Source organism: Xanthomonas sp. BRIP62415 (assembly GCF_003993515.1).
Classification (GTDB): Bacteria; Pseudomonadota; Gammaproteobacteria; order Xanthomonadales; family Xanthomonadaceae; genus Xanthomonas; species Xanthomonas euroxanthea.
Genome location: NZ_QEZH01000034.1, coordinates 120,756 through 146,976 on the forward strand (window position 1 = coordinate 120,756; position 26,221 = coordinate 146,976).

Consider the following 26,221-nt stretch of genomic DNA (forward strand, 5'->3'; position numbering starts at 1 on the left):
CTGCATCGGTGAAAACGTTCGATCTGGGCCTTGGGGACAACCAGATAGGCCATCAATGCAGGTTGCCCGCGATGCCTGGCACTGCAGATAACCCATCAAGGCACGGAATGGGAGCTTGCCGGCCGGCAGGAGCCTGATCGGCACACGGTTGCAGTAGCTGCTCACCGTTGCCTTCGCCGATCCAAGCGCGACGTACGGCTCCGCTATGCACCGCGTCGCCAAGTGCCGTGCATCAAGCACGGGCATCGCAAGCGCGGCCTGGTCGCGATCCCAGCTAGGATTGACCTCTGGCCTGGGGAAAACAGCGCTCCATTCGATCCGTCCACGCTGCCAGCTGCTCGAGCGTATACGCCTCGATGGGCTTTGCCATTGTCGACGCGGCTTTATGTTGTGAAGCAGTTGCAATCAACGACGAAGAAAGGCGATCCCAGCAACGCATGAGCAGCACGGGAGATGGATGCGAAGCAACCACTGCCTCAAGCACCGCACCTTGAGCCACCCTTGCTGCCTGCAGGTCGCTCAACGCATCCACAACCGCTGTCATCCATTGCTCGTTCAACTGCTCCATACCTGTCAACAACGCTGTGGGAAGCGCATAGCGTATCCGGATCCACAGGCTATTGGTGGCGCCATGTGTTCCTCGTTGCAAACACAGCTGAACCAGCAAGGTGATGCGGGGTTCAAGCAGAGCGTTGGCCCGACATACGTCTGCAGGCACCGGTGGCCGGCGCAGTCGCTGCGGCATAGACCCATCGCGCGAAGAGATACATGCCAGTGCTACACCGGGCGGGCGTGTTGATGATCGACGCCGGCTGACTGCCTGCGTCATTGGCCGGCCCCATGACGGTGACCGGATCATGGCCGAGACCCTGTCCATGCACCATCCCTCTTCGCAGATAGCAGCCCATGCCCTCTGGCACAGGACGCTTGTCGCTCCTGTTGCTACCGTTCAAGGACCTACTCGATCCTCCTTCCAGCATGTTTCAACAAGGCGACGCAACCGCATATCCCCGCCCGGGCAGTCCTGCGCTGGGACATCCTTTGGCACGCATCGCAGCGATCGCAGTCATCCTCGCGCTGGCGCACTACCGCTGGTTGCAGTTTCCCTGGCGGATGCCGGTGGTCGGCGTACTCGGGATCGCGTTGGTCTGGCTGGAAACGCGCTCGCTGGGTGCCTGCGGACTGCAGCGCCGGCCCTTTCGCGCCTGGCTTGGTTGGACACTGCTGCTGCTCGCGCTCGTCATCGGCTTGGTCAATCCGTTCGTGCAACCGCTGATCGATGCCCTGACCGGGACCAAGGCCGATTACAGCGGCTACGGTGCATTGCGTGGCAACTTCAACGCGGCCGCCCAGCTGGCAGGCGGTGCCTGGCTCAGCGCCGCGCTGGGCGAAGAACTGGTCTTCCGTGCGTTCTTGATGCACCACCTTGATCACGTGCTGGGCCGCTATCGTGGGGGCCAGGTGATGGCGGCAGTGGCAGGGGGAGCACTCTTCGGCGCGATGCACCTGAGCCAAGGTATCTCGGGGGTGCTGCTGACCGGGCTTGTCGGCGCCTTGTTTGGCTATGTCTACCTGCGATCAGGACGCAACCTGTGGGCGACGGTCCTGGCGCATGGGTTGATCGATACCTGGGGCATTGCGACGCTGTACCTGGGCTGGTATTAGGAAGCACGCCCCCTGATCCGCTTGCTCCAGTGCTTGACTGCCAGGAGTCCTTGCCACGTCGTCCGCACCTGCTGTGCGATGGCGACTTGCCTTTCCGACATGAGCAGATTGCCCAGACATGACCACCGATACCGTGCTCTCGATCGTTCAGGCGCAGCTGGACGCCTACAACGCCAAGGATATCGACGCATTGCTGGCGACCTATGCCGACGATGCCGAGCATTACACCCTGCACGGCCCCCGACTGGCGAAAGGACACGCCATGCTTCGCGAGCGCTTTCTCGCCCGCTTTGAAGAGCCGGACCTGCATGCGCGGCTGTTGTCGCGGACCGTCGTCGGCAACATCGTCGCCGATTCGGAGCTGATCACCCGCAACCTTGCTGACGGGACCAGTCTTGTTGAGATGCTCTGCATCTACGAGGTGGCCGATGGAAAAATCCAGAGGGCCTCATTCGCTACCGGCGCACGCATTGCCACTGCACCTGCGCGATGAAACATCCCAGGCGAGCGGTTTGCACCGTGCGCCTTTTCAGGCCGAGCGTAAAAAAGCCACCGACTGCATTCTGGTCTTCAGCGCACCGCCCTGCATCCCGGCATCGCCAGGCCGCAGGGCGGCGCACTGGCTGCATGCGTCATGCAGCCAGTGCGAGCTTCGCCTTGCCACTGACGCTGCGTGAACTGTTCGCAACACTCTCCACCAGCGCGGTCGCCTGATCTTCCAGCGCGCGGGCCGACGATGCCATGGTGTCGACGAGCGCGGAGTTTTGCTGCGTGGCCGCATCCATCTGGGAGATCGTTTGATTGATCTGCTCGATGCCGGCGCTCTGCTCGTGGCTGGCCGCCGCAATGCCACCCATGATGTCGTTGACCTGCCTCACCGACGACAGCAGCTCTTCCATGGCCTTGCCCGCCACGTTGACCTGCTCCGCGCCCTGCCCCACCTTCGCACCCGAATCGGCGATCAGGTCGCGGATCTCCTTGGCGGCCATGGTGCAGCGCTGAGCAAGGCTACGCACCTCCGAAGCAACGACCGCAAAGCCGCGTCCCTGCTCGCCTGCCCGCGCCGCTTCCACGGCCGCATTCAGGGCAAGGATGTTGGTCTGAAACGCGATGCCGTCGATGACGGTAATGATTTCGCCGATCTTGCGCGATGACGCCTGGATCGCTGCCATCGTGCTGACCACCCCATTGACCAGCTCGCCGCCATGCAGCGCGGTCTCTGCGGCCTGGCTCGCCAGCAAATTGGCCTGACGCGCGCCTTCGGCGTTCTTGCGAACGATGCTGGTCATCTCCTCCATGGAACTTGCGGTTTCCTCGAGGGCGGCCGCCTGCTGTTCCGTGCGCCGTGACAGGTCATCGTTGCTGCGCACGATATCGCCTGCCGCGTTGCTGAGCGTGTTTGCCACCTCGCCCAACTGACGTCCGGCTTCCACGTCCATCAACGCGCCCACCGCGCGCAGTGGCGTGCCATCTGCCGCGCGCTTGGTCAGACCGCGTGCGCGGAACCAGCGGTACTGGCCGTTCTTGAGCTGCAGGCGATACTCGATGTCGAAGTTGGTGCGGCCACTGCGGTCGTTCAGATGCGCTGCGAACGCATTCAGAGAACGCTCCTTGTCTTCCGGGTGAAGCCGTGACGCCCAGCTATCGAGCACATTGGGGAACTCCTGCTCGGACTCGAAGCCAAGCAGGTGGCGGAACTGCTGCGACCACCAGAACTCGTTGCTCGGATTGATCGGGTCACCCGCGATCACGCTCATGTCCCACAACCCATCGCTGAGCATCTGCGAGCCGAGCTCGAAGCGCGTCAGCGTGATGTCGAGGAACTGCTCCCGCTCACGGCGCTCGGTGATGTCGGTGAGCGACCCGGCCACACGCAGCGGCAGGCCTTGCGCATCGCGCTCGGTCGTGCCGAATGCGCGGAACCAGCGGTATTCGCCGGACTTCAGGCGCAGGCGGTTTTCCACGTCGTAGGGAGTGCGACCACTGCGATCGGCAAGGTGCGCCGCGAAGGCATCCAGCGTCGGCTGCTTGTCGTCCGGGTGCAGGCACGCGACCCAGCTGTCCAGGACATTGGGGAAATCCTGTTCGGACGCAAAACCCAGCAGCCGGCGCATCTGCGGCGACCACCACACCGGGCTGTCCGGATGCGTGGGATCTCCGCCGATGACGCCGATATCCCAGAGCCCGTCAGTGGTGCCGCTGGCGACCAGTTCGAAGCGCCCCTCCAGATGGCGCAACGCGGTCGTCGCCTCTTCCGCCCGGGCCTGTGCCAGATCGCGCTCCTGTTGCGCCGCATGCAGGGACTCGGCCAGCTTCCTGAGAAGCAGAGCCGGCCCGTTGCTCGGCCATTGCGCAGTGCCGCCGTTCAACGTGGCATCAACCGCTTTGGTCAGCGCGTCCACCTTGTGGCTGTCGGAGAAAAACATGGCGACCTCTGCTACTTGCGTTAGGGATGCGTCCCTAGCGGCAGCGATCGGTCCTTCTTGAGAGTGATGTCTCGATCTGACAGCCCGGATGGGTCCAGCATTCAGCTGGACGCGACCGGCAGCGCTGGTGAAGGGGGCTATTACCAGCAACTTCTCGCCACGCGGGGCCGGGCCAACCCCGGCACACCACGTGGACTGACGTCGTCGTCCATCTTTTGCGAGTTCTCAAACACTCCTGGCTGGCAGCTGCAGTCCGAGGCACGCAGACCACGCGGAGGCATCGGCGCCACACGGCAAGGTCAAGCAACGACCGCGCTAGACGCCAGTTGGCTCGTGGATCGGGCAGCGATTGAACTCGGCGCGGAATCGGCGTGATGCTGCCATCACGACACGGCGCGCCCGGTTGATGGCGCCCAGCGGCCGGTGAGCGGCCAAGGCATGCCACGGCGAGAAGGCGATGCGGTCTTCCAGCCGTTGCGAGTTCTCCCCGTCCCAGCCGGCCTGGCGCTCGACGACCACACGCGCCACTGCGACAAAGGGGCTGATGGATTGCGGCCACTCCGTCGAGGCATCCTCGACCGGCATCTTGTCCACATCCCGGCACAGCTGCACGCGCAGCTCCCACTCGGCGGGGCTGTCCAGGGTGCTGATGGCGTGATGAACGGCATCGCGTTGCGCGTCCTGGGAGTCGCCCACGTCTTCACCATCCAGTGCGAGGAGATTGCTGGACACCGGCGCAAGCGAGAACTTGGCGATATAGCGGCCGTAGAGATACGGCACCTGCGAAAAGAAGGTTTCGCCCAGCGGATGAATCTGCGGCTGCCCGCCCAGCTGCTTGATGCTGCCACTTCCCGCGCCGATCTTCTCAAGGCTGTTTTCCACCCCTCGAAGCACTTTTGAGAGCGCTACCTTGGCACGCGGCGCCTTCTCAGTGGTCGTCGCAAGAACACGAAAATTACGCAGAAAACCGTCAGGACCCGGCGTGGTGAAGGAAGGGCCATTGACCATCAAAAAATCCTGACTGTGCTTTTCGTCTCCACCCTCCACGCGCTCGCCACTCACGCCCAATACCTTCAACGCCAACGCACGCGGAGTCGAAACCGCATCGCTCAACTGTTCTGCAGGCGGCGACGACAAGCGGATATATGAATCGTATTGCCCGGGTTCTGCGAACAGGCCTTGCCGTAGCTCTTCTGGAAGATTGCTGAACACGGTGAGTTTGGCGGTCAGCAGGCCCTGCCCCTTCGCATGGACCGCGCGGTGCGCATGCCCCTCCTTCTCAGCCACGGTCGTTGCCATGTCAACGAACAACGCTTCCAGGGAACGGATGGTTTCCTGCTCACTGACGCTGGGCGTTTCCAGATCGGGGCGGTATTCGACGGGCGGGTTCATGCGGTTCCTGGCTTTATGGCTGGTAAGGCCACTGTGCTACACGCCCTGTTTACGCCCCGTCGAAACCAACAAGCGGATCAACGGTGGATGCTGCGCATGTCGCCTGTCCCGGCCGCCACCGATGGGCGCTCCTGCCCAAGCCCGCCATGCTCACCGACCTGATCAACGCGGCAGGGTTCCCAGATCCCGGCGTGCCCGTTGAGGGGCGGCACGCGATGCCGCTCCTTCACGAATTCCTGCGCTGGCGGGACTAACGTAGGATCGCTCGCTTTACCTCTAGGGCGTATGGGCATGTGGAAACGAAATGGCTTATCGATCGTGCTCCTCTTCTTGCTTCTCTGCTTCTTTGCAGGCCAGGTGTGGACCGGCTTCCTGGCACACAATCAAGAACTCGCTGATACACACCGTGCAACATTGGATCTGTGGAACTACCTGCACAGCGGGCACTTCGTCAGCGCCACCTTCGAGAACTGGGAAAGCGAGTTTCTTCAGATGGGCATGTATGTCCTGCTGACCGTCAGCCTCCGCCAGAAGGGCTCGGCTGAATCACGCCCCTTGGACGAAGCTCAGGAAAAACAGCGCATCGAGGCTGGAACGACGCCTTGGGCCGTTCGCAAAGGTGGGATCTGGAAGACCTTGTATGGTCATTCCCTGGCAATTGCCTTCGGGGCCCTGTTCCTCATGAGCTTCTCCTTGCACCTGGCAGGCAGCTGGCGTGCGGAAGTGGATGAGCAGGTGGCGCTTGGACAGCCCGCCCCCACGTGCTGGGAACACCTCTGGAGCAGCAGCTTCTGGTTCGAGTCCTTCCAGAACTGGCAAAGCGAATTTTTGGCTGTGCTTTCATTGGTCATCTTGACCATCTTCCTACGCCAGAAGGACTCGCCTCAGTCAAAACCACTGGCCGCCCCGCACAGCCAGACGGGCGATTGAGGGAGTCAGGCCGTCCCGCTTTGCTGATCATCCACATGTCCCTGTCTTGTCACTTTGCCGGGGCCAGCAGGGGTAGATAAAACGCGCAGAAGAGCCGCGTTTACGAGATCCGCTTCATGCACGATGGTCCGGGCTTGGACCCGCGTCACCCAGCGGCCCCTATCAACAGACTGCAAGCACCATGCGAGCGGAGCGTGCGCCGGGTGTGGCCGACCACGCCCGCCCAGGCCTCCACAGCTACCGGTGGGTCGAACCATTGGACGTCGCGTTCTCCTTCCGATTGGAGGGCTGCTTATCCCGGCTCTCGGCTCCGTGCGCGTGTCCACTGCTTGGGTCCTGGATTTGGATCACCGTCCCCTGTTGCCAGGCGTCTGCCCCCGGATCTATGTTCGGCACGGGGATATCGGCGCGACGCTTTCGCTTGTCCTCGCTACTGACGCCAAGCCGCGCATCGCGAGTGGCCACCATCTCCGGGTTTGCTTGACCATCGGCAGTGAAGCCCATCATCAGCTGCGGCATGCCTCGCGGAAGGTCCTTGTCCAAGTCGGTGTGCCAGGTGTGCCAGGTTTTCCCGTACGTGCGGATGAGCTTTTCCATGAGTTCATGCTCGGCCATCTCCGGGATCCCTGGCGCGACCAGCTGCCCCGATGTCACCTCCTGGACGTGGCTATGCCAGAGCGCCTTTTCCTGCTCAGGCAGGCCCGCGAACAGCTTCTCGCTGATGATGTACTCCACGCCCATGAGCTTGGCGTCTTTCACATTGCCATCGTAGATGGTGCACTGGATGACATCCTCATTGAGGATTGAGCAGTAGTGATGCGCCTCCATCTGCGCCTTTATCTGACCATTGTAGAAATGAAAGCCGTCCAGGTAGGCGTTGACGGCATCGATCGGCGGCCGATCCTGCATCACTGCCGCACCTGTTTCCAGGGCCTTCGTCTTGGCCGTTTCCTCCGCTCCGGGCGCTTGAACACTGGACTCGGTGTTTCCGCCCCCGCACGCGGTTAGGGCGACGGCTGCCGCAGCGGATAGGATGGATTGACGCATCGGTTCTCTCCCAAATCAGTATCGAGGCAGGCGGCCAGGTCAGGCGTCTTGCGCCCACCGGGCCAGGTTTTGCTGGATCGTGTTGATGTCCGCCCAAGGATCTTTCTTGCGTCTGGCCAACTTCGCCGGCACGTCCTTCATGGTGAACGCGTCCGCACGGGTCAGCTTGGCAAGCTCGCTCCAGGCGATGGGCATGGCCACCGGGGCGCCAGGGCGGCCGCGCAGGGAATACGACGCGACCGCTGTCGCCCCGCGGCCGTTACGCAGGTAGTCCACAAAAATGCGTTTGTTGCGAAGGCTCTTGGTTGACGTGGCCAAAAAACGGGTCGGCTCCGATTGTGTCAACGCGTCGGCAAACCCCTTGGCAAAGCGCTTGGTCAGGTCCCAATCGCATCCCGGGTTCAACGGCACCACCACGTGCAACCCCTTCCCTCCTGACACCCGCAGGAACGACGCCAGTTCCAGCTGTTCGAGCAGCTTGCGGATATCTACGGCTGCCTTTTTGACTTCGGAAAAGGGCACGTCAGGGCCGGGATCCAGGTCAAAGACGACGCGGTCGGCCCGGTCAGGCGCTTCCGCGTGGCTGCCCCACGGGTGGAACTCCAGCGCATTGAACTGCACCAGCTCAAGCAGGCTTGCGGCGTCCCTGACCACCAGGTAGTGGGCGTTGATCCCGCTGTCTTCTTTCAGCCGTACCGCATCCACGAGCTCCAGGCCGGCGGTGTGGTGCTTCTGGAAGAAGCACGGTTTGGCGGTCCCGCTGGGGCACCGGATGATCGACAAGGGGCGGCCGATAACCTCGGGCAACACGTGGTCGATCACGGCGGTGTAGTAATCCCATACGTCCTGCTTGGTGGCCTTGATGTCAGGAAAGATCACCTTGGTCGGACTGGACAGCCGAGGGGGCGTGCGGCCTTGGGTTCCTGTCGGGGCCGTGCTGTGCTTTGCAGCATTGCCGTTCTTTGAATCGCTCTTGAGCTGCTTGCCAAGGCTTTTGAGCTTGGAGGCGTCGACGGGCTCATCGACTGCGGCAGCCCTGTCGGAGTCCGCCAAATCGGCCACATCCTTGTCTCGCCTGACCGCCTTGAGCGAGGCCTGGCGCAGCAGTTGCTGCCCGCCGATGCCGCGATAAAACACCTCCACCACAAACCTCGGCTCAAACCACGTGGCCGAGCGAAGGTCGGTGTCCTTGGTGGGAACATGAGCACTAGGCGTCTTTCCGCCGGCTTGGCCAACCAGTTGGCCCACCTCGTTGATCAGCGCCTCGGAAAAGCCCGAACCCACCCGCCCAACGTAAAGCCAGCCGTGCTTGGGGTCGGGCTTGGCCAGGAGCAACGACCCGAACCCCGTGCGGCTGCCCTTGGGCGCCGTGTAACCCACGACGGCAAACTCGTCGCTGGCCAGCTGCTTGGTCTTCTTCCAGTCCTCGCCCCGGCCTGCGTGATAGGCGCGGTCTGCACGCTTTGAGATGATGCCTTCAAAGTGGCGCTCGCCAGCCAGCCGGTAGGCCGATGCCCCATCGCCCTCGATGTGGGAGCTGAAGGCCAGGTGCCCCGGGCTGCCCTTCAACAACTCCTGCAGCAGTTGCTTGCGCTCCAGCAGGGGCGCATCGGCAATATCCACCCCGTCGATGTGGAGCAAATCGAACAAGACATACGCCAACGTGCCTTGCCGTTCCCCGGACAGGGTGGCCTGGAGGAGGTTGAAGTCCTCTTTGGTGCCGTTGCCGGCGATGAGCTCACCGTCCAGCGCCCCTGACGTCAGCCCGAGGGCAGCGACGGCATCCCGGATTTCGGGAAGCTTTTCGGTCCATTCCAAGGCATTGCGGGACCAAAGGCGCACCTCCCCGTCGGCAATGGTGGCCAGAATGCGGTAGCCATCCCACTTGATCTCATGCACCCAGTGGTCGCCCTGGGGTGGGGCATCGCCGAGCTTGGCCAGCTGCGGTTCGAAGGGACCCTCTGGCGGCTCGGCTTTTTTGGCCTCGGTCAACGCGGCGGCCTTCTTCGACCAATCCTTGCGACGGCCCTTCTTTGGCAGGGCCACGGCTGTGAGCTTTTTCTTATCGGCCTTGCCAGCCCCTGCCCGCTTCAGATCTTCAGCAGGCGGCGAGGCGACGTCGCCCAAGAGATCATCCGCTTCCACGTCGCCGGCAAAGGCATCGTCCTCTTTGAAGAGAAGCCATTGCGGCTGCTTGGCCGGCTTCCCTGACCGAACCAGGTGCCAGCCGCCCTTGAGCTTGGTGCCGAAGAGCTCGAAACGCAGATGTCCCTTGGCGAGTTGGGCCTCCGGGTCGCCCGACGTAGCCCACACCCCATGGTCAAACTGGGCGACGTGGCCGCCACCGTATTGCCCCTTCGGAATCTCGCCTTCAAAGGCGGCATAGTCCACGGGGTGGTCTTCGACCTCCACCGCCATGCGCTTGACCTTCGGGTCGTAGCTGGGCCCTTTGGGAACGGCCCAGCTCTTGAGTGCATCACCGACCTGGAGCCGGAAGTCGTAATGACGGCGGCTGGCATGGTGAAGTTGCACCACGAAAATCGCCCGTTGCCCTGATGGCAACACCTTTCCCGGTTCGGGTTCCCTGGTCTTGTCGAAGCTCCGCTTGCGGCGGTATTCGGTGAGGGACATGCCCTACTCCCGGTTACTTGCCCAGGTGCCTACGCACGGCCGCCGCGGTGGGGCCGACAGCCTTGACCGCCGCCCGAAGCTCCTCGGCGCTGACGCCCAGGGCCTTGGTCCAATACTGCAGCTCGTAGTCTTCATTGACGTTGATGCGATCGCGATCCGGACTACCCGCGTTATTCTTGTCATCGGTCATGGTGACCTCCTCGATGTGTAGCGATCTGCCATCGTGCCGGTGCTGCCTATTACGGTGCTCGCTCTCTGAAAGTTCGGCACCCATGCCTATCGCAGAACCTGGAATGTGGCGCAGAGCAGCGCCCCGGCGGAACGGCCGCCAGGGCGCCGATGGGGATCCAATGGTTACTTCTTTGCCTCGACGCCCGGCGTTGCATCGCGCACCAGGAACTCTTCGGTGAGTTCCGGCAGGTGGGTCGCGAGCCAGTCGGCCATTGCTTCCTCCTGAACCAGAATCTGCTCGCACACCCGTGCCGTTTCCGGGTCGCCGGCGGTCTTGGCCGCAGCGATCAGCGCGGTGTAGGACGCGATTTCGAAATGTTCAAAGACATAGCCGGCCATCGCGCCTTTCACGATTTCGTCCGATGCGGTCATCCCACCCACCGCCTGGCCAAGCGCTGCCATCTTGCCCATCACGTCCTTGATCGTGGAGGGAGAACCGCCCAAACGCTTGATACACCCCTCGAGCAGCTCTCGCTGGCCGATCGTTTCCTGGATGTGCTCTTCAATCCGCGCCTTCAAGACGGGGTAGTGCTCAATGCGGGACGCCTGGCCCCTCAACATGGTTTCGGCCTGCTGCTCCATCGCATGGGCATCGCGGAGCCAATCAAGCAGGTTTTCTCTGGGTTCGGCCATGAGGATATCCTCGTTAGATCAGGGAAACTGCACCCTATCCAGCCAAACATTGAGGAAAAGCGATGTTGAAGTGACGGCGGAGCGAATCCTCGCAACGAAGCGTCGGTTACGGACGTAGCAGCGTGAAGTTCCGAGATTGCGCGCTGCACGTCATCAAGCCGGCATCAGGCAGGTACTTCGCCTTTTCCCCTACCCGCATGACCCAGGCTCTGGATCGATTTCTCCGGCCCATACATCAAGCCGGAACGGGAGGTCGCCCTCGACCAACATGCCAACTATTCTGGTCCCGTCTGCTACGTGCTCGCCCTCGCGCATCGCGTTTTGTCCATGGGCTCGGTTCCATGCTTTACGACATGCTGGCCACCAAGCTCAAGCATGCTCGGGCTACCCGGGAGGACGTCGACACGATTACGGGACACTCCGAAGATGAGGAATGCACATGCGAGCGCTTTCTCTGCATGCTTCCTGCATCCCAATCGACCCCATCAGGATCTTAACTTCAAATCAGTGATTTAAGAGTCGATGGCGGAGAGAGTGGGATCGGATCACCTCCGACCTAAGCCCTTCTCACCGTTGCAGAAAGCCTGCGTGGCAGGTTTCCTTTCAATGTTTCCTCGATCATAGCCTCCACATCGGACCGATTGCTAGCGCTCGCTTGCTGTTGCAGTAGATCGACGCTAACGCTGACTGCCTGCGTAAACTGACGTAGCCATATCACTACCGAGTCAAGGATGAGCCGCCCCCATCTTTCCAGTTCCATCGATCAGCTCGAGGAGCTGTTTTCAACCTCCCAGGATGCCCCCCAGGTCCTCCTGGCCATAGCTACCGAACTGGGATTTAGAAGAACGGCCCGAGCCAAGGAGCTTGAGATCGAGGTCATGCAGACCTTGGCTCGCTTGAGCCCGGTAGCTGGGCAAGAACGTCCTGCGCCACCATCGCAGGCTGAAGTTGCCACTGGAGACCGGGAGCGGCCCTGGTCTCCACCTGACTTGTCACACCTCCCAAAAACTCATGCCAATCGCCCTAATGATGTGCTCGCTGCATGGTCTGCGTTGGAAGTGCTGTCACCGCAAACGTATGACCGCCCTAGCGACCTGGCGAAGGGGGACCGCGCCATCGTTTCCATCAGCAATGGCCACCTGCCTTGGGACAGAGGCCCTGCGAGCTCACGACCCAAGCAAAAAATCTATTTCCATATCGTTTTGGCGACCATTCCTGCCGCGCCCGCTTTTGCTGCATTGATCGACCGCTTCAAAGACTCCCGTCTTGAACGCCCGAGCGTTAAAGGTGACATTGTTCTTGCCTCGTTGCTTGTGGACAAGGGAGGAATACTTGCTGGAGAGACACCCGTCTCGCTGTCCGCGTTCGGATGGGGCTTGCCTGTCGCCCTGGGAGGATCGCTCAAGGACCTGGCTGCCTGGACCCAACAAGAACCGCGGCTGATCGAAGGCCTCACCAAGCAGTTGGGCGTTTCATCAACAGAGACTCCAGTTCCACTGACGTGGGAAGCGCTCCAACGCGCCTCCTCCTGGCTGGTAGACACCCTTGGGTTATCCGGACACCAAGTTAGCGGTCCGACATTCGCAGTCGCTCATTACCTCTACTACACGTTGCGGATTGTTCCAGATCCTCTTCTTCTCAATAGCTTTTACCTGCGCGACTTGGCCAAGGCACGAGAGATCGCCAACAAGGGCGAACTCCCAAAGGCGTTGTGTCTCTATCTTGGCAGCCAGAAGCCAGCAGCACGACGGGACTTGTTGAGAGACGATGCCGCCCTGGAAGGTTCGTTGGCTCCAGCGGGTGTGCCGCTCGGTCGATGGCCCACCCTCGCATCGCATACCCCTGCCCTGTTGCAGCAGGCTGCCGTCAACTCAGCCGGGCGTTTGTCGGGTAGCTCCGGGATTTTGGGTGTCAATGGCCCGCCTGGGACGGGGAAGAGCACCCTACTGCGGGACATCGTGGCGGATCTGCTGACTCGCCGGGCCACAGCCATGTGTGCGTTCACCGACCCAACCCAAGCTTTTAAAGTGAGTTGGACAAAGAGAGCCAAGGGAGAGACGCAGGAGCTTCACTCGCTGGATGACAGCTTGCGGGGATTCGAGATGATCGTTGCCAGCTCGAACAACAAGGCCGTCGAGAACGTCAGTGCAGAAATGCCATCGCTGCAAGCGATCCCCGGCGATTCCCCTCTACGCTATTTCGCGCCATTGGCGTCTGATCTACTGGACCGGGAGGCATGGGGGTTGATGACAGCAGTCCTCGGCAATGCATCCAATCGTTCCGTATTCCGAAAGAAATTTTGGGGAGACTCGCCACGCTCCCTTGAACGCTACCTCAAACAGGTCAGCGGCATCGCACCGCGTGAAGACGGGTCTCCCGAGGGCCTGGCCGAACTTTGCAGTGCGCCATCTACTCCAAAGGAGGCCCAAGACCGCTGGGAGCATGCTCGAAAGCGTTTCAAGCAACTCTCCAGTGCGTGCTCCACGCGGTTGTCTCAGCTGGAAAGCTTGCGACGCGCCTTGATCCAACTGCCCAAGCTGCGGGAAGACGAGAAGGAAAAACGCCAACAACATCTGGAGGCATCCAGTCATGCAAACCAGGCACAGTCGCTGCTTGCTGCCTTGGTTCGAGATACACAGACCGCAACTTTGGCGCTACAGCTGTGTGAGACGGCGCTGTCCGATCATGCGCAAAAGCGACCTAGTTTTTTCAGTCTAAGGCGTCTTTTTGGTGCCCAGTCCGCCAAATCTTGGGAGGTCACGCATGGGCCTCTCAAACATCAGGCTGACATCGCAAAGACGGCGAAGGGCGTCGCTGTAGAAGCCCAATCCAAGGCAGATGGTTTGGCGCGGGCAGCTGGGCAGCAAGCAGTGATTGCTTCACAGGAACTCGAAAAGGCCCGTAAGAAACGCGAAGCGACGGAGCAGCAGTGCCACGAGGTGCAGATCGGCGCTGGAGCTCACGTGCTGGACGATCATTTCCTTTCACTGCCACACGAGCAGAAGCAGCTGGCCGTGCCCTGGCTGGACAGTGAGCTACAGAAGCTTCGAATGGAGGTCTTCGAAGCAGCCATGGAAGTGCATCGGGCCTTCATCGACGCAGCAGCAAAGCCCCTTCTCCATAACATCAACGCCTTGGTCGGAGGAAACTTCAACATTTCACCAGACCGACAGCACTTGAGCGGACATCTATGGAGCAGCTTGTTCCTGGTCGTGCCGGTCATTTCAACAACGTTTGCTTCCGTCGAGCGAATGTTGGGACGTCTTCCCCAGGAAACCTTTGGCTGGCTGCTGGTGGATGAAGCAGGGCAAGCGACGCCGCAAGCAGTCGTAGGTGCCCTGCTTCGATGTCAGCGAGCAGTGGTCGTCGGCGATCCGCAGCAAGTCGAGCCAGTTGTTCCGCTTCCTGACGTGCTGACTGCCGCCGTCCTTCGCGAGTTCGATGCTGACCCAGACAAATTCGGCGCCCCGAATGCGTCGGTCCAAACCTTGGCCGACGAGGCTGGCGACTATTGCGCCACGTTCGATACGGCCGGCGGATTCCGAACGGTGGGATCCCCCCTCCTCGTCCACCGTCGCTGTGCGTCGCCGATGTTCGACATTTCCAACACGATTGCTTATGGCGGGCTGATGGTCCAGGCAAAGCCTCCCAAGGGATCAAACATTCGAGATGTCTTGGGCGCCTCCCATTGGATAGATGTGATTGGAAGTGCGCGGGACAAGTTCTCGCCTGATGAGGGTCAGCAGCTTCTGCTACTGCTTAAGACGTTGCGAAACAACGCGATTCTCCCTGACCTCTACGTCGTCACGCCCTTTGTCGCCGTTCAAGATGGCCTTCGAGAGATGGTGAAGCAGGACGGCGTCTTGCAAGGCTGGGTGGACAATGCCTCCAAGTGGCCATCAGAGCGGATTGGCACCGTCCATACCGTCCAAGGCAGAGAGGCGGAGGTCGTCATCATCGTTCTGGGGGCCCCGGATCCTGGCCAAAATGGTGCCCGGCAATGGGCCGGTTCGACGCCGAATCTGCTCAACGTCGCAGTCACCCGAGCCAAGGAAGCCGTTTACGTGATTGGGAATCGCTCACTATGGTCTGGCGCCGGGAAATTCAGTGCGTTAGATCTAAAACTTTGCTGAGCGAAGCGCTTGAGGCTTGGTCTTCGTGGACGTTGGTGCCCCGCTCCACGCGCCCGATGAGCAAACCAGTATGGACGCACGGATTATTTTTTAAGGGGAACGCGCAAAGATGAGCAACCCACTACTTCCGCATGAAGCTCGCGTGGCTGTATTAGTCGACTGCGACAATGTGCCAACCGACATCGTGGAGCACGCGTTGCTCATGGTGGCCCAGTTCGGTCGGGTCGTGCTGCGGCGTGGCTACGGTAACCACAACATCCTCGCCAATAAATGGCAGGAGGTCCTGGTCCGCCAAGCATTCACCCCGTGCCTTCAATACCAATACGCCTCCGGCAAGAACACGGCTGACATCGCCCTGGCGCTAGATGCCTTGGAAGCACTTTTCGATAGCCGGGCCGACACGTTCTGCCTGGTGACCAGCGACTCGGACTTCTCCTACCTCTGCCGCAAGCTCCGGGAGCGCGGCGCTACGGTCTTCATCGTGGGCGAGCCCAAGACCCCGGACGCCCTGCGCAATGCCTGCGACCAGTTCTTCGAATGGGACCGGACGGCCAAGGAGGTGGCGGCACCCGAAGTCCAGGGCAATGGACTTCCTGTCCTGAAATCGGAGGCAACGAAAGAGGAAGCGCCCCGCGTAGAAGCCAAGCCACTACCCAAGCGCCGCCCGCGGTTCTTGGTAGAAGCCGTGACCCTGCTGACGGGTGACACCTCCGAGGGCAAGGTAGGACTGTCGGCGCTGGGCCAATACCTCAAACGAACCGATCCATCCTTCTCACCCAATGTCCACGGCCACTCCGGCTTGCTCAACATGGTGAAGACCTACGACCTGCTGACAACGCAGCGGGAGGAGACGGGCGATTGGTCGGTTAGCATCGCGCACAAGCCAGAGCCCGCCGATACGGCGTGAACGCCTCAGCGGACCTTGTGCCTCCACAAACGAAAAATCGGGGACACCAACCCAGTTGGAAACGCCCCTATTATTCAAATGGCATACCTGCAATCGAATTTCTTCGCGTATTCAAATTTGTGAAGCAGGGCTCTAAGCGAGCTCTTGCGTAAGAGCGACTAGCTGCTTGGATGAGTGCTTACCCAACACAGGAGCACCCATGCACCACCAAACGCAAATCCAAGTCGCTAGCCGCCTCCTTGGCCACCTCCTTCAGCAGCGCACCACGCGCCTTCCCCCTAACGAAGTAGAGGACATCCAATACGCGCTCGACTTGGCTGCCGAGTTGCTGAGGCTCGGCGGGCCAGGACCGGCCAGTCAAACCCAGGCGTCAGCCATGGCACCTTCTCAACCCATCCTCGTCAAACGAGCGGCCGTGGATCGCAGCGTCGTGCCGACCATGCCCGCGTCAATCGAGGAGTGGCGAGAGGCCCGCAAGAAGAAGAACAAAGACAGCGTCCCCCGCCCTAAAGAGCCCATTGGGATTGAACGCATAGACCTGCGTCCTCGCCCTCGCGCCTGCCGCTAGGGCACAAGGAAGAAAGCCCCGCATCTGCGGGGCTTTCGATATCCATCAGGGCCGCGGCCGCCGGCGTGTTGGTTGCGGCACTGGCATCGGCGCTAGCGCTGGCATCGGGGAGAGCGTGGGCACTGCTGGGGCAGCGTTGATCGGCGCAACAGAGCGAGGAACGGAATCGAACTCTGGACTGGCAAGCATCGCCTCGCTCCACTGCTCCACCTGAGCGGCGCGGGCCTCGATTTCATTCTCGTCGTCGTTCCACCGCTGCTCGGAGACCGCTGCCCGGGCTGTCGCCAGTTCGGCTGTTCGTTTTTCCAGCACGGCCAACCGCCGTCCTCGTCGCGTTTCCCATTCTTGAGAGGACCACTCGCCATCGGGCCGAGGATGGTCGCCGTTGAACTGCTCCCATGCCTGCTCAGCTAGGTGGAAGAGCTTCTCGGCACGCCCCAAGGCGCTGGTTCGTTGGGCGAACTTCACCACGCTGCGCTTGAGGCGGCCCAGTCGTTCGACCAACCCATCAAGCCCTCGGCGAAGGTCGACGTTGTCGACAAACGTCGCCGTTTGCGCCGTCCGCAACAGTCGCTGAGTTGCCACCAGCATCAGGTCGGACCGAGTCGAGAGGATCTCTGCCAGGTCACGAGCCGCTTCCATGACCAACTCACCGATGGAGCGCATTGGTCGAGGTTCCCTCTCTTCTGCAGACCAACCAAGTGCTTCGGACAGGCGCATGCCTCGAAGCCCGTGGATTTCCAATCCAGGCAAAGAAGTCGGGAGATCGTTTCTGGAGCCAGCCCGGCGTCGACGGTCACGCTGCGCTTGGTCGTGGCTATGGCCAATAGAATTTGGAATTGCCCTGCCCTCCTGCTCGGCTTGCGCGAGCAACCGTTCGAAGGCCTCTTCGTTTTCTCGAACGATGCGCGCGTTCTCGGCGCCCAGCTCTGTAAGCACGCCCCGGCGTTCGAGGGCGGAGGCCGCTTTGCCCATGTGTTTCGTGGGCTGCCGGGACAGCACCATGGCTTCGGCCCAGTTACCGCGAGCCAGAGCTTCCTCGGCTTGGACCTCCAGGCGGCGATGGTCGACCCGGGCATCGATTCCCGCGGCTGCCAAATGCGCGTTGATGGTCGAAGCCATGGTTTGGCGGACCCACTCGATCTCAATCTTCCCCGACGCTCCGCCGTCCAACTCCCTCGTTTTTTCTGCAAAACCATCGCTGGTCAACCTGCGCGTGGTGGCCAGCAGATGCACGTGGTGGTTCAGCCCATCCCGTGAGCCCGGGGAGTGGATGCTGGCTTGCACAGCAAACCCGTAGCGGGCGACCAGGGCTTGGCCGATGGCCATGGCGAGCGCGGACCGCTGCTCGTCGTTGAGCTCATGGGGCAAGGCGACCTCGAACTCGCGGGCCACCACCGAGTTCTTGCGGTTCTCCGCCGCCTCGGCTTTCGGCCAGAGCTCTGCGGGGACGAGTGCCCATGCCGGGGCATCCTCGGGGGCCAGACACTCGGACGCGACCACTCCACCGCGGCGGCGGTAGTCGTGGCGCTGGCCGGTGATGTGATCGATGAGAAGCAGCCCACCGCGATAAGCGGCAGCGGCGACAGCGGAATCGCTGCGGGAACGACTAAAAACTTTGACGCGAGAGTGGTAGATGGCCATGCAGAGCTCCAGATGAGGTTGCTCCCTTTATGCCGCGGCTTTTGATTTGCGCAAGCGCTTCGCGCTTGGGGGTCCGGGGGCGTAGCACCTGGCGCGCGCTATGTCGCAGACATTGCATCAGTGCGCTCTTGCTTCTTTCTTTTAAGCCTCGTTTTTCAGGCTTTTCGATTTTCGAAGCGGCCGAAATTCGAGACCACCTCAACGCTTGACGCGAGCCGTTTTCCTGATTGACTCATTTCCAAGCGACAGGAGAAACGCATGACCGCAACGAATCACTACCGAGACCAAATTCAGCGGGCCACCGAGCGCTTAGCACAGCTGCAAGCGAAAGAGCTTTTAGCCAACCAGCGCCGCGAAGCAAAGGCGCAGGAAACAGCAAGGCGCGAAGAGATGAGACGGCGGCAGCGAGTGGCTGACCTAATCTTCCAGACGGGTGCACATGCACTAGACGAGGCAGAACTGGAAACGTTGCTGCTCAATCACATGAGGGACCGGGCAGGCTTGCTCCACTAACCTTGCCCTATCAAGTCAGCTTTTTTGCAAGCCACCCAATGCTCGCCCATAGTCATCCGAGGCCCTTGCTCCTGCTGGACGCTCCCCGGCTGCATCGGTTCCATGACTTGCCAACGGATCTGGCCCTGCTTGATAGTCCGGAAGAGCTCTACGAGCCAAGGACGGTGATGGCGTGAAGTCCCGACTCTATCGCAGCCCTGATGATCCTGTAGCTGTCCCGGTCGAAGCCCAACGGCTCGCCTTTCAGCTTCCTGGCCGCCGTCAGTGTCGTGACGGTGCCCAGGTAGTGCCAGGCATCCAGCACGTGGAGCTGGCGCAAGTTCTCGCCCTTCTCTTCCAACGCAATCCGGCCATGAAAGGGCCAGGTTGAAAGCTCTAGACGAATGAGTGCAGCACGTAAGCGCTCTTCGTGCTCATCCAGGGTCTCACTTCCCGAGCAAGCGCCCGCGCATCGCTTGAGCATGGCGCGAAAGCATGGGCGGCCCAAAGGCAGCCGCTCGAGCCCTACCAGGGAGTAACAGAGCCGGTGGTCATCGGCGATGCGCCGCAAGCTTTTTTGAGCGGACTGCGGGCTGGAGTAGAGCCCGTAGAGCATCGGTGAGGAGGTCACGTCGTATTCCGCCGAGTGAACGATAGAGACCTCGCCCCGATAGAGGCGGATGGAGAACTGCCGCGGGACCTTCCGAAGCAGCTTGTTGTAGAGCGGCATCTGACGCTTGACCATTTGCGCCTCCAGCAAACGTGCACCAACGTCGCCTGCCATGGAGATACAGGAAACCGAGGTCGTTTGACGAAGCAGTGAGGCCTCTTCCGGGGTGCGGCAATGGTCCATCACCCGGGTGCGCACGTTGATGCTCTTACCGACGTAGAGCGGCAACAGGCCTTCCTTCCCGTGAAAGGTGTAGACCCCTGCTGTTTTGGGAAGTGCTTCCACGCAATCGCGTAAATGCTCTGGGTAAGCGTAATCGAAAACATCGGATGCGCGACGGGCGCGCCTGGCACTACTGGGCATGCGGTGTTGTGAAGGCGGTGATGTAGGGGTGACACTCTGGTGCAACGCCGTCTCAGTCTGTGCGACTGCACTCTGTCCCGCCCGCATCGATCCACTCCGAGCTAGCCTCAGCGTAGCCATGTTCAGCAGAACCTTGATGCAGGGACGCCACCAATCAAGTTAGCGGTAAAGCATCAAAGCGCAGCGGGTCTGGTGCTACTGACGGCTGGACCAGTTCAGCCACGGCATCTCAGACATTCCTAAGAACATGCTTTAGATATAGAGCGGGGCAAGGAGAGCCATCTATCAACAACCAGCCTGCCTCTTCGACGCCGTGCGGCGGATAGGAAGGACATTTCTCAATTGAGCCATTCGAGAACGCTCCGCGCGACTACATCGTCATCCTTGGTCCCTGCTCCTGTTGAACGTTTTGCTGCTGCGTCTGTTCGAGCGCCTGCTGGCGGACCTGGTTCTGCTGAATGGTTTCAGCCTGCTGCAGATTCTGCTGGGCCGGCTGCTGGGAGGCTTCTCGTCCATCGACATGGGCATGGAACATGGGCGCGACCCCCACCCCATGTGGAGCGTAGACCGCAAAGACGTTGTGCGCCCCATCTCGGCCTAAGCCCCCGGTGACTTGGTCCACACGTTTCAACAGCGGATCGTCCACCTGCTGCCTGTAGAGCGACGCCGACACGTTGCGGCTCTCCTCGTCGTTCCAGTTGCCCGTGCCTTTGACCCAGTCGTGGATGCGGGCATAGGTCTGATGGTCGGGGTGAGCGGGATTGTCTGCCAGCACCTGCGAAGGTGACCGAAGCGATGGGGGCTCAATGTCCGGGCGATGCTGCGCTGTGCCCAGTTGGCGCACCTCCACTTCCCGCTGCTGACCGTGGGAAGTATCGACGAACCCGAACGCTTTGCCCTGCCCGCCCAAGTTCAGTCCGGCTCCCTCCAGCTTGGCCGTATCGGTGCCGAGCTCTGCGAGGTTGTAACCCAGCCGCGGCAAGGCCTGGGTCGTCGAGCCTGCGCGATCTTTTAGCAACGCAGCCCCTGCGCTCACAGGGTAAGCCGCGTAGTAGCCGGGGTAGTTAGCCGTGCCTTGGCGCCCCATGCTGCTGTCGCTTCTATCGAAGTGGCAAACGGCAACGGCCTCCACAGCCGGGTTGGAAATGCTGTTTCCCGTCCGCTGAAGTCCGCGCTCGTCCAAATGGATGCCTGGCTCAAGCTTTCCGTCTTTCACGCAAGCGGTTGTCGGCTCGACGCGACGCAGAAACTCGGCCTGGTTGAACTCTCCCGTAGTCGTCGTCACTCGACTGGCCACGGAATTCATGCTCACCAACTCGGCCAAGGCTTCGTTCTGCCGAGCGGACGCCACGTATTCCTTGGACAGCGCCGTGGCATCAACGACCGACTCGCCGTATTGGATACCGTCTTTAAGCGCGGCATCGAGCTTGAACACAAAGGTGTTCAAGGAAACCTGCGCCGACGGCGCCATCAGCGCATGCCCAGTCTCGTGCCCCAACGTTCCCGCCAACATGTCTAAGCGGTCGGACCGAATGGACGGCGCGAAAATCGAGGTGTTGATGCTGACGGTGCCCGTCCTGTCATCGTAGTGCCCGCCCTCGTTCGGACGGTTGGACACTTCCAGGCGACGGAGGGTGCCCAGATCGATGGCTTGGGTCATGACCGAAGCAAGGTAAGGCGAAGTATCTATGGCTTCACGGAGGTCACGCATCGCACCTTTGGGGAGGCCCGGCTGCCGCTCCAGGTCCTGGAGCAACCGGTCAATGTCGCGCTGATCAGCCATCACGCGGCTCCATTTCGAGCCTGACCCGCGAAACGCAGTGTGGGTCCTCGTGCTTGTCCGTGCTGACGACAACATACAAGCCAAGCCCGTCTGCGAGTGCTCGCTCAAAGTAGACCGTCGGTTTGAAGCCCACCGCGTTCTTGGTCACACCGAACCCGGCTGCAACCAATGGGTCATGCAGTGATTTAAACGACAGGTCGCAGGCCTCGGACGGCCGCACGGTCAGCTCGATGGTGTGCCCAGGATGACGCGCGTAAGGCTTCCACACAGCGAACTCATAGTGCCCCGCACCTAGTGCGCCCTGGAGCCCTGTGCGCCGCCCTTGACTGTCTGGCGTCACCTCAAGCCCTGACACGTGCGCAACGTGAGCCGGGGCCATGGCTGCTCTGGTTTCGAAAGATTTGGCCATTCGAACGATGGCCTCGACCAATGCACCTGACGTTAGCGCCGGGCCTTGCGGCAATGGTGGGTAATCGCCAGACACCACAGCATTGGGAGCGGCTCGCCGGGTGGCCTCGTCTGCAGCCCTGTCCGCACTAGCAGCGGCTTTGTCTTGCTCGGAGCGCACATTTGCGGCGCTAGGGGGATGTCGTCCTTCCATTGTTTTCTCCTGATTGCCTTGGCTACTCGCCGGCCCTTGAGCACAGGCCATCGTCCCTAACGAAAGAGTAAGCACGACAATGCTGCGAATCAGTAACCGCAAGCTGAGCCTCCGTGAGTGCTCGATGTGCTTCGTTGCCACCAGAGTCTAACCGTCGGGTGCGGCGCGCGTCCCAGAATGGAATCACGCTCTCGGATCACTGGCACCATCAGCACCGTCTACGACAGCGAAGTCACTCACCAGCCATCCGTAAGCATCGCTAAGCGCATCGGCGATGTCTTCTTCGCTCGCGCATTCGACCGTGGCTTCAGTGGGCAATTTAGGACGCTTGCCATCGGTCTCCCAGACAATGCCTTGCACGTGAAACGCCGTCATTCCTGCTCCATGGATGTGGATCTGCCTTGGCAGTCTAGCTTCGGCAGGCGGCACAGGTGAAGGGGCGGACTATGCCCACCCCCTGCTGGCCAAGCTGACGCTCCTCTGGCCACCGATGACCAGGTGGTCGAGGACCCGGATGTCCAAGAGGCCCAGCGCTTGCTGCAGGCGCTCGGTGACCTTGCGGTCCGCTTCGCTGGGCTCCGGATTGCCCGAAGGGTGGTTATGGAAAATGATGAGCGCGACCGCGTTGAGCTCCAGCGCGCGCTTGGCGACGACCCGGGGGTGAACTTCGCAGGCATCGACGGTGCCGGAGAACAGGTGCTCGGTCGCGAGGATGTGGTGCTTGTTGTCGAGGAATACGGCGCCGAAAACCTCGTGCGGCAGGTGAGCGCAACGGGCGACCAGGTAGCTGCCGGCCTGCTCCGGGTTGTGGATCCGGCCTTGGCGCTGAAGCCGCCCTTCGAGGATGTGGGCAGCAGCTAGAAGAATCCCTTCCTCGTCCATCTGAAGTTGATACTGGACTGCTCGGTCTTGGGTGCGCTTCATAGGTTCTTCTCCACCAGCGCGTTGTGCGCCTCGTGGGAACCGACAGGCGAAGCGTCCGGCCCTACCGCACCCGAGAGCGAGCACCGCGCAAGCGGCGCGCAGCGGAGGGCCGCAACAAAGCGCCAGCGACGAGGAGGAGGCTTGTCCTTGTGGTCGGGACAGCGGAGCTAAGGTCCCTTAAGAGGTTCAGCGCTGAGAGGACAAGGCCAATGGCGCAGTCCGTCCACCAGCCGCTGACACCCAACGTATGGACGCATGCAGGGCAGGATTGATGGGGCTAGCATCAATGCCTTCGCACGTGGAAGTCATATGACCGCCCCTCTCTTGGACGTGAACAACCCGGCCAGTTGGCCCGAAGGGCTTCAACAAGCCATTGAGAGACTGCGCCCGGTGTTCAGGGCTTGGGAGCAAGACCTCCCCGAGAAAGCAGCAAAAACGTTCGATGAGGCGATGCAGCAACTCGGCGACGTCTTGAGTCCGTTCGCCATTCGCGGCTTCCATTTCACCCGCCTGACGGATTGCGAGGCCGAGAAGATACGAAGCACGGGCTTGAAGGCGCTGGGCCCTGACTTCATTGAGCGCCGACTTGCGGCTCAAGTCGAGCAAGGCACCCTAACCGCGGACCAAGCTGCACGCCTCCTCAAGACCAATCAAGTCCGGGACGCCAATCGCGTCGGGAAGGCTTGGTTCTGCTTCTACCCACCCTGTGACACGCACGAAAGCGGCGTGAGGCCTCTGCTGGAGCACTGGGGAGGCGAAGCGCTTTACAACCTCAACGCCCGAGATCCCGTTCTCGGTCCGGTGCTGCGCTCTATTGGCAGGCCTGCCCTAGTCCAAGCCCAAGTCCCAGCCATCTATTTGCGAAACAGCTTCGGTCTAGCCGCGGCGGTTTACCAAGCAGATCTGGCCACCTTTGGCATTGAGACAAGAGACGCCCTGGGTCGGTTTGAGGATTACAGCCGGTTCGATCTCGAGCCCGACCGAATCGAGCACATCTTCCTTCACCCGCATGCTGATTTCGTTCGGCTAACCAAAAGCCACAGGTGGTCTTGGACTCCACGATAACGTCACACCTCAGACCAACGCTTAGATCCGGACGACGCGTTGCTTATGATTTCAGGGCCGTCGCGGCTGAATCTCAACGGGCGTCCCGGGCCTCTACGCCATCGCTGACAGCGCTTACCAGAGGGTGTCAGAGGCCAGGTAGTTAAACTACCCGGTCAGAGAGGGTGCAAGGACAGCGCCCCCTCCGATTAGCAGGCCTCAGCTTCCTTTTTTGTGCTTGTGAGGTTTGAGCTCAGGCGTGTTTCCAGGCGTATCTTTATTGTCGCGTCGACGTTGATCGGGCTTCCCGGTAGAGGGCGCAATCGGCTTAGGGCCAGGCTTAATCGGCATAACTTGACTCCTGCAGGATGGGGACCAACCGTTTAAAGCTGCGGCGGAGCCTCCATACATGTCAAGTTAAACTAACAAAAATTTAATGGCGTTTAGTTTTCATTCATTTTTACGTTAGGATATATGCCGATTCCGACGGCCTCTGATTTTTTAAACAGTATGGTTTTGACTACGCAACCGCGAACAACTACCCCTTTAAAACCCTTGCTGCGCATAGGTTCTGTCAAACGAAATAGATCGGATCCGCAGGCCGAGGAAGAACTCCACTTGGTCGTCCCTGGAGTTTGCATCAGGAAATAAAAAGCTGTTCAATTTTGATTGACGTTTGAGCGGTTCGTCGTATCCCTACTTCCATTGTAAACAATGGAAGCAACGCAGTGACTCATCCACTTGACGACATCATCAGCAGTTACATCGATACACCCAACGGCGGCCTTGTCTTGGAAGGGATCAAGATTGGCCGAGTAAAGTTCGAAAAGATCACAATCACCAACCGTGAGGGCGCGTTCAATGCCCAGGACCTTATCAACACGGTGTTGAGCAAGACTGCCCGCATCCGGAGTGGCAAGCATGGCACGCGATACGCCGAGCTGCTGCCACCCGGCAGCCCTGCACGCCTCCTGTCTATCGAGATCGAAGACTTCTCATTACACCAGCGCCGTCGTTACTTGAAATCCGCCGCCGTCAAGGACTATGCCCGGACCTTAAACCTGCTCCTGCTGACGTGCGGCGACATCCCGGTTTCTCGTATTGACCACACCCATGTTGAGCGCCTGTGGGACCTCTTGCGATGGGCACCCTCCGCTTTGCTGCAGGATCCCAAACTGCGCGCAATGACGGTCGACCAAGTGATTGCGCTGGGCCAGGCCACCGGTGTGCAAGGCGTGTCTCACGCAACACTCAAGAAGCACAACCTTTGCCTGACCAACTTCTTCCGACGCCTGGTGGCTACCCGCGCTATTCCTGGAAACCCCATGACGGCGATGGGGAAGATCAAGAAGAACCTAGTGACCGACCCAAACCGTGGCAAAAAAGCCGAGCGATTTTTGGAGGAGGCAGAACTTCAGAAGATCTTCGACCCCAACGCGTTCGTCGCTTGGGCCAAGAAATGGCCCCATCGCTGGTGGTGCCCCATCTTGGCCCTTTACAGCGGCGCGCGTGTCAACGAAATTGCGCAACTCAAGGTCCACGACATCGTGAACGAGAACGGGATCTGGTGTATCGCTATCCAGCTCACGGTCGACGACGACTTGGCAGGCAACGAACACTTCCAGACACGCCAGACAGTGAAAGGAGCGTCGGCCCTCCGTCGGATTCCCATCCATCAAGCGGTGCTTGATGCCGGCTTTCTCGACTTCATCAAGGACATCAAGGCATGTGGCCATCCGCGGCTGTTTCCCCATCTCTCTGCGGGCGTCTGCGAGGCGTCGGGTGAAACGAATGCGCGCTACAGTCAAGGCTTAGTCATCCAGTTCAGCGCCTACCTCAAGAAGCTAGGCTTCGGCAAAGGGCTTGGTTTTCATGCCTTTCGCCACACCCTTTCCACCAAGCTCAAGCATGCCCGGGTTCCTCAGGAAGACGTGGCCACGATTACGGGACACTCCGAGAACAACCGGTTCCCTGTGTTGAACCTCTATCAGACCACGGAGAACCCCGAAGAGCGGGCCCGCCAGGTGGCGGCGCTCCAACGGTTCAACCCACCGGTCGTGCTTCCGAAATACGAGCGCGGTCAGTTCAAGAAGCAGCTGGGCAAGGATGCGAAGTTCTACCCGTAGTAGAGTCGCAC

At 60.8% G+C, this 26,221-nt stretch carries 22 protein-coding genes; 9 read left to right on the forward strand and 13 right to left on the reverse strand.

All coding sequences use genetic code 11. The features are described from left to right. Positions 1-274: 274 nt before the first annotated feature. Entirely contained in the window at positions 275-568 is a 294-nt protein-coding gene (locus tag EO141_RS18980) for a hypothetical protein (protein ID WP_104582839.1), read from the reverse strand. A gap of 545 nt (positions 569-1,113) precedes the next feature. Between EO141_RS18980 and EO141_RS18985 the strand changes: the two genes are divergently transcribed. Beyond that, entirely contained in the window at positions 1,114-1,665 is a 552-nt protein-coding gene (locus tag EO141_RS18985; RefSeq protein WP_104648573.1) for a CPBP family intramembrane glutamic endopeptidase, read from the forward strand. Between the two features lie 118 nt (positions 1,666-1,783). Next, on the forward strand, positions 1,784-2,158 hold the full coding sequence (locus EO141_RS18990; RefSeq protein ID WP_127169957.1) for a nuclear transport factor 2 family protein: 375 nt from the start codon (positions 1,784-1,786) through the stop codon (positions 2,156-2,158). A 139-nt stretch (positions 2,159-2,297) separates the two neighbouring features. On the opposite strand, the gene EO141_RS18995 is transcribed toward EO141_RS18990, so the two are convergent. Both EO141_RS18995 and EO141_RS19000 read right to left on the reverse strand, forming a co-directional pair. Then, complete coding sequence (locus EO141_RS18995; RefSeq protein ID WP_127169958.1) at positions 2,298-4,091, reverse strand: PAS domain-containing methyl-accepting chemotaxis protein; 1,794 nt, start codon at positions 4,089-4,091, stop codon at positions 2,298-2,300. Between the two features lie 315 nt (positions 4,092-4,406). Beyond that, positions 4,407-5,483, reverse strand: a complete 1,077-nt coding sequence (locus EO141_RS19000; protein WP_127169959.1) for a catalase family protein — start codon at positions 5,481-5,483, stop codon at positions 4,407-4,409. Positions 5,484-5,774: 291 nt separating this feature from the next. Between EO141_RS19000 and EO141_RS21450 the strand changes: the two genes are divergently transcribed. Beyond that, positions 5,775-6,413, forward strand: coding sequence for a DUF6766 family protein (locus EO141_RS21450; RefSeq protein ID WP_164739322.1), 639 nt, complete (start codon positions 5,775-5,777; stop codon positions 6,411-6,413). Positions 6,414-6,650: 237 nt separating this feature from the next. On the opposite strand, the gene EO141_RS19010 is transcribed toward EO141_RS21450, so the two are convergent. From EO141_RS19010 to EO141_RS19025, 4 genes are all read right to left on the reverse strand, one after another. Continuing rightward, on the reverse strand, positions 6,651-7,460 hold the full coding sequence (locus tag EO141_RS19010; protein ID WP_127169960.1) for an OBAP family protein: 810 nt from the start codon (positions 7,458-7,460) through the stop codon (positions 6,651-6,653). Positions 7,461-7,499: 39 nt separating this feature from the next. Continuing rightward, positions 7,500-10,091, reverse strand: coding sequence for a DNA ligase D (ligD, locus tag EO141_RS19015; RefSeq protein WP_127169961.1), 2,592 nt, complete (start codon positions 10,089-10,091; stop codon positions 7,500-7,502). Between the two features lie 13 nt (positions 10,092-10,104). After that, complete coding sequence (locus EO141_RS19020; RefSeq protein WP_104582953.1) at positions 10,105-10,281, reverse strand: DUF3606 domain-containing protein; 177 nt, start codon at positions 10,279-10,281, stop codon at positions 10,105-10,107. Positions 10,282-10,445: 164 nt separating this feature from the next. After that, the gene (locus EO141_RS19025) at positions 10,446-10,955 is read right to left on the reverse strand and encodes a ferritin-like domain-containing protein (RefSeq protein WP_104582833.1); all 510 of its coding nucleotides are present in this window, start codon (positions 10,953-10,955) and stop codon (positions 10,446-10,448) included. 1,031 nt (positions 10,956-11,986) lie between these two features. Here EO141_RS19025 and EO141_RS19030 point away from each other — a divergent pair. The 3 genes from EO141_RS19030 (at position 11,987) to EO141_RS21900 (ending at position 16,563) form a co-directional block, all read left to right on the forward strand. Further along, entirely contained in the window at positions 11,987-15,088 is a 3,102-nt protein-coding gene (locus EO141_RS19030; RefSeq protein ID WP_206514827.1) for a DEAD/DEAH box helicase, read from the forward strand. Between the two features lie 109 nt (positions 15,089-15,197). After that, entirely contained in the window at positions 15,198-15,995 is a 798-nt protein-coding gene (locus EO141_RS19035; RefSeq protein ID WP_127169962.1) for an NYN domain-containing protein, read from the forward strand. Between the two features lie 199 nt (positions 15,996-16,194). Beyond that, entirely contained in the window at positions 16,195-16,563 is a 369-nt protein-coding gene (locus EO141_RS21900) for a hypothetical protein (protein ID WP_127169963.1), read from the forward strand. A gap of 45 nt (positions 16,564-16,608) precedes the next feature. On the opposite strand, the gene EO141_RS19045 is transcribed toward EO141_RS21900, so the two are convergent. Continuing rightward, on the reverse strand, positions 16,609-18,207 hold the full coding sequence (locus EO141_RS19045; protein WP_127169964.1) for a MobA/MobL family protein: 1,599 nt from the start codon (positions 18,205-18,207) through the stop codon (positions 16,609-16,611). A gap of 258 nt (positions 18,208-18,465) precedes the next feature. On the opposite strand from EO141_RS19045, the gene EO141_RS19050 reads away from it, so the two are divergent. Beyond that, positions 18,466-18,720: a hypothetical protein gene (locus EO141_RS19050; protein WP_127169965.1), complete on the forward strand. Its 255-nt coding sequence runs from the start codon at positions 18,466-18,468 to the stop codon at positions 18,718-18,720. A 148-nt stretch (positions 18,721-18,868) separates the two neighbouring features. On the opposite strand, the gene cho is transcribed toward EO141_RS19050, so the two are convergent. The 5 genes from cho to radC form a co-directional block, all read right to left on the reverse strand. After that, the gene (gene cho / locus EO141_RS19055) at positions 18,869-19,732 is read right to left on the reverse strand and encodes an excinuclease Cho (RefSeq protein ID WP_127169966.1); all 864 of its coding nucleotides are present in this window, start codon (positions 19,730-19,732) and stop codon (positions 18,869-18,871) included. Between the two features lie 370 nt (positions 19,733-20,102). Then, positions 20,103-21,515 carry an XVIPCD domain-containing protein gene (locus EO141_RS19060; RefSeq protein ID WP_127169967.1) on the reverse strand — a complete coding sequence of 471 codons (1,413 nt, stop codon included), beginning with the start codon at positions 21,513-21,515 and terminating at the stop codon, positions 20,103-20,105. After that, on the reverse strand, positions 21,508-21,783 hold the full coding sequence (locus tag EO141_RS19065; protein ID WP_127169968.1) for a hypothetical protein: 276 nt from the start codon (positions 21,781-21,783) through the stop codon (positions 21,508-21,510). Before EO141_RS19065 ends, EO141_RS19060 begins: the two co-directional genes overlap by 8 nt. Positions 21,784-22,299: 516 nt before the next feature. Then, positions 22,300-22,491: a hypothetical protein gene (locus EO141_RS19070; RefSeq protein WP_127169969.1), complete on the reverse strand. Its 192-nt coding sequence runs from the start codon at positions 22,489-22,491 to the stop codon at positions 22,300-22,302. Between the two features lie 69 nt (positions 22,492-22,560). Further along, positions 22,561-23,040, reverse strand: coding sequence for a DNA repair protein RadC (radC, locus tag EO141_RS19075; RefSeq protein WP_127169970.1), 480 nt, complete (start codon positions 23,038-23,040; stop codon positions 22,561-22,563). A 309-nt stretch (positions 23,041-23,349) separates the two neighbouring features. On the opposite strand from radC, the gene EO141_RS19080 reads away from it, so the two are divergent. After that, the gene (locus EO141_RS19080; protein WP_164739323.1) at positions 23,350-24,105 is read left to right on the forward strand and encodes a hypothetical protein; all 756 of its coding nucleotides are present in this window, start codon (positions 23,350-23,352) and stop codon (positions 24,103-24,105) included. A gap of 707 nt (positions 24,106-24,812) precedes the next feature. Then, positions 24,813-26,210 carry a site-specific integrase gene (locus EO141_RS19085; protein WP_127169972.1) on the forward strand — a complete coding sequence of 466 codons (1,398 nt, stop codon included), beginning with the start codon at positions 24,813-24,815 and terminating at the stop codon, positions 26,208-26,210. Positions 26,211-26,221: the final 11 nt, after the last annotated feature.

Bases quoted from the DNA above. Each gene is read 5' to 3' on its own strand.
- EO141_RS19070 (WP_127169969.1), bottom strand. From the start codon at position 22,491: ATGACGGCGTTTCACGTGCAAGGCATTGTCTGGGAGACCGATGGCAAG.
- EO141_RS19025 (WP_104582833.1), bottom strand. From the start codon at position 10,955: ATGGCCGAACCCAGAGAAAACCTGCTTGATTGGCTCCGCGATGCCCAT.
- EO141_RS21900 (WP_127169963.1), top strand. From the start codon at position 16,195: ATGCACCACCAAACGCAAATCCAAGTCGCTAGCCGCCTCCTTGGCCAC.
- EO141_RS19010 (WP_127169960.1), bottom strand. From the start codon at position 7,460: ATGCGTCAATCCATCCTATCCGCTGCGGCAGCCGTCGCCCTAACCGCG.
- ligD (WP_127169961.1), bottom strand. From the start codon at position 10,091: ATGTCCCTCACCGAATACCGCCGCAAGCGGAGCTTCGACAAGACCAGG.
- EO141_RS19080 (WP_164739323.1), top strand. From the start codon at position 23,350: ATGACCGCCCCTCTCTTGGACGTGAACAACCCGGCCAGTTGGCCCGAA.
- EO141_RS21450 (WP_164739322.1), top strand. From the start codon at position 5,775: ATGTGGAAACGAAATGGCTTATCGATCGTGCTCCTCTTCTTGCTTCTC.
- EO141_RS19045 (WP_127169964.1), bottom strand. From the start codon at position 18,207: ATGGCCATCTACCACTCTCGCGTCAAAGTTTTTAGTCGTTCCCGCAGC.
- EO141_RS19020 (WP_104582953.1), bottom strand. From the start codon at position 10,281: ATGACCGATGACAAGAATAACGCGGGTAGTCCGGATCGCGATCGCATC.
- EO141_RS18985 (WP_104648573.1), top strand. From the start codon at position 1,114: ATGCCGGTGGTCGGCGTACTCGGGATCGCGTTGGTCTGGCTGGAAACG.
- EO141_RS19000 (WP_127169959.1), bottom strand. From the start codon at position 5,483: ATGAACCCGCCCGTCGAATACCGCCCCGATCTGGAAACGCCCAGCGTC.
- EO141_RS19035 (WP_127169962.1), top strand. From the start codon at position 15,198: ATGAGCAACCCACTACTTCCGCATGAAGCTCGCGTGGCTGTATTAGTC.
- EO141_RS18990 (WP_127169957.1), top strand. From the start codon at position 1,784: ATGACCACCGATACCGTGCTCTCGATCGTTCAGGCGCAGCTGGACGCC.
- EO141_RS18980 (WP_104582839.1), bottom strand. From the start codon at position 568: ATGGAGCAGTTGAACGAGCAATGGATGACAGCGGTTGTGGATGCGTTG.
- EO141_RS19050 (WP_127169965.1), top strand. From the start codon at position 18,466: ATGACCGCAACGAATCACTACCGAGACCAAATTCAGCGGGCCACCGAG.
- EO141_RS18995 (WP_127169958.1), bottom strand. From the start codon at position 4,091: ATGTTTTTCTCCGACAGCCACAAGGTGGACGCGCTGACCAAAGCGGTT.
- EO141_RS19060 (WP_127169967.1), bottom strand. From the start codon at position 21,515: ATGGCTGATCAGCGCGACATTGACCGGTTGCTCCAGGACCTGGAGCGG.
- radC (WP_127169970.1), bottom strand. From the start codon at position 23,040: ATGAAGCGCACCCAAGACCGAGCAGTCCAGTATCAACTTCAGATGGAC.
- cho (WP_127169966.1), bottom strand. From the start codon at position 19,732: ATGCCCAGTAGTGCCAGGCGCGCCCGTCGCGCATCCGATGTTTTCGAT.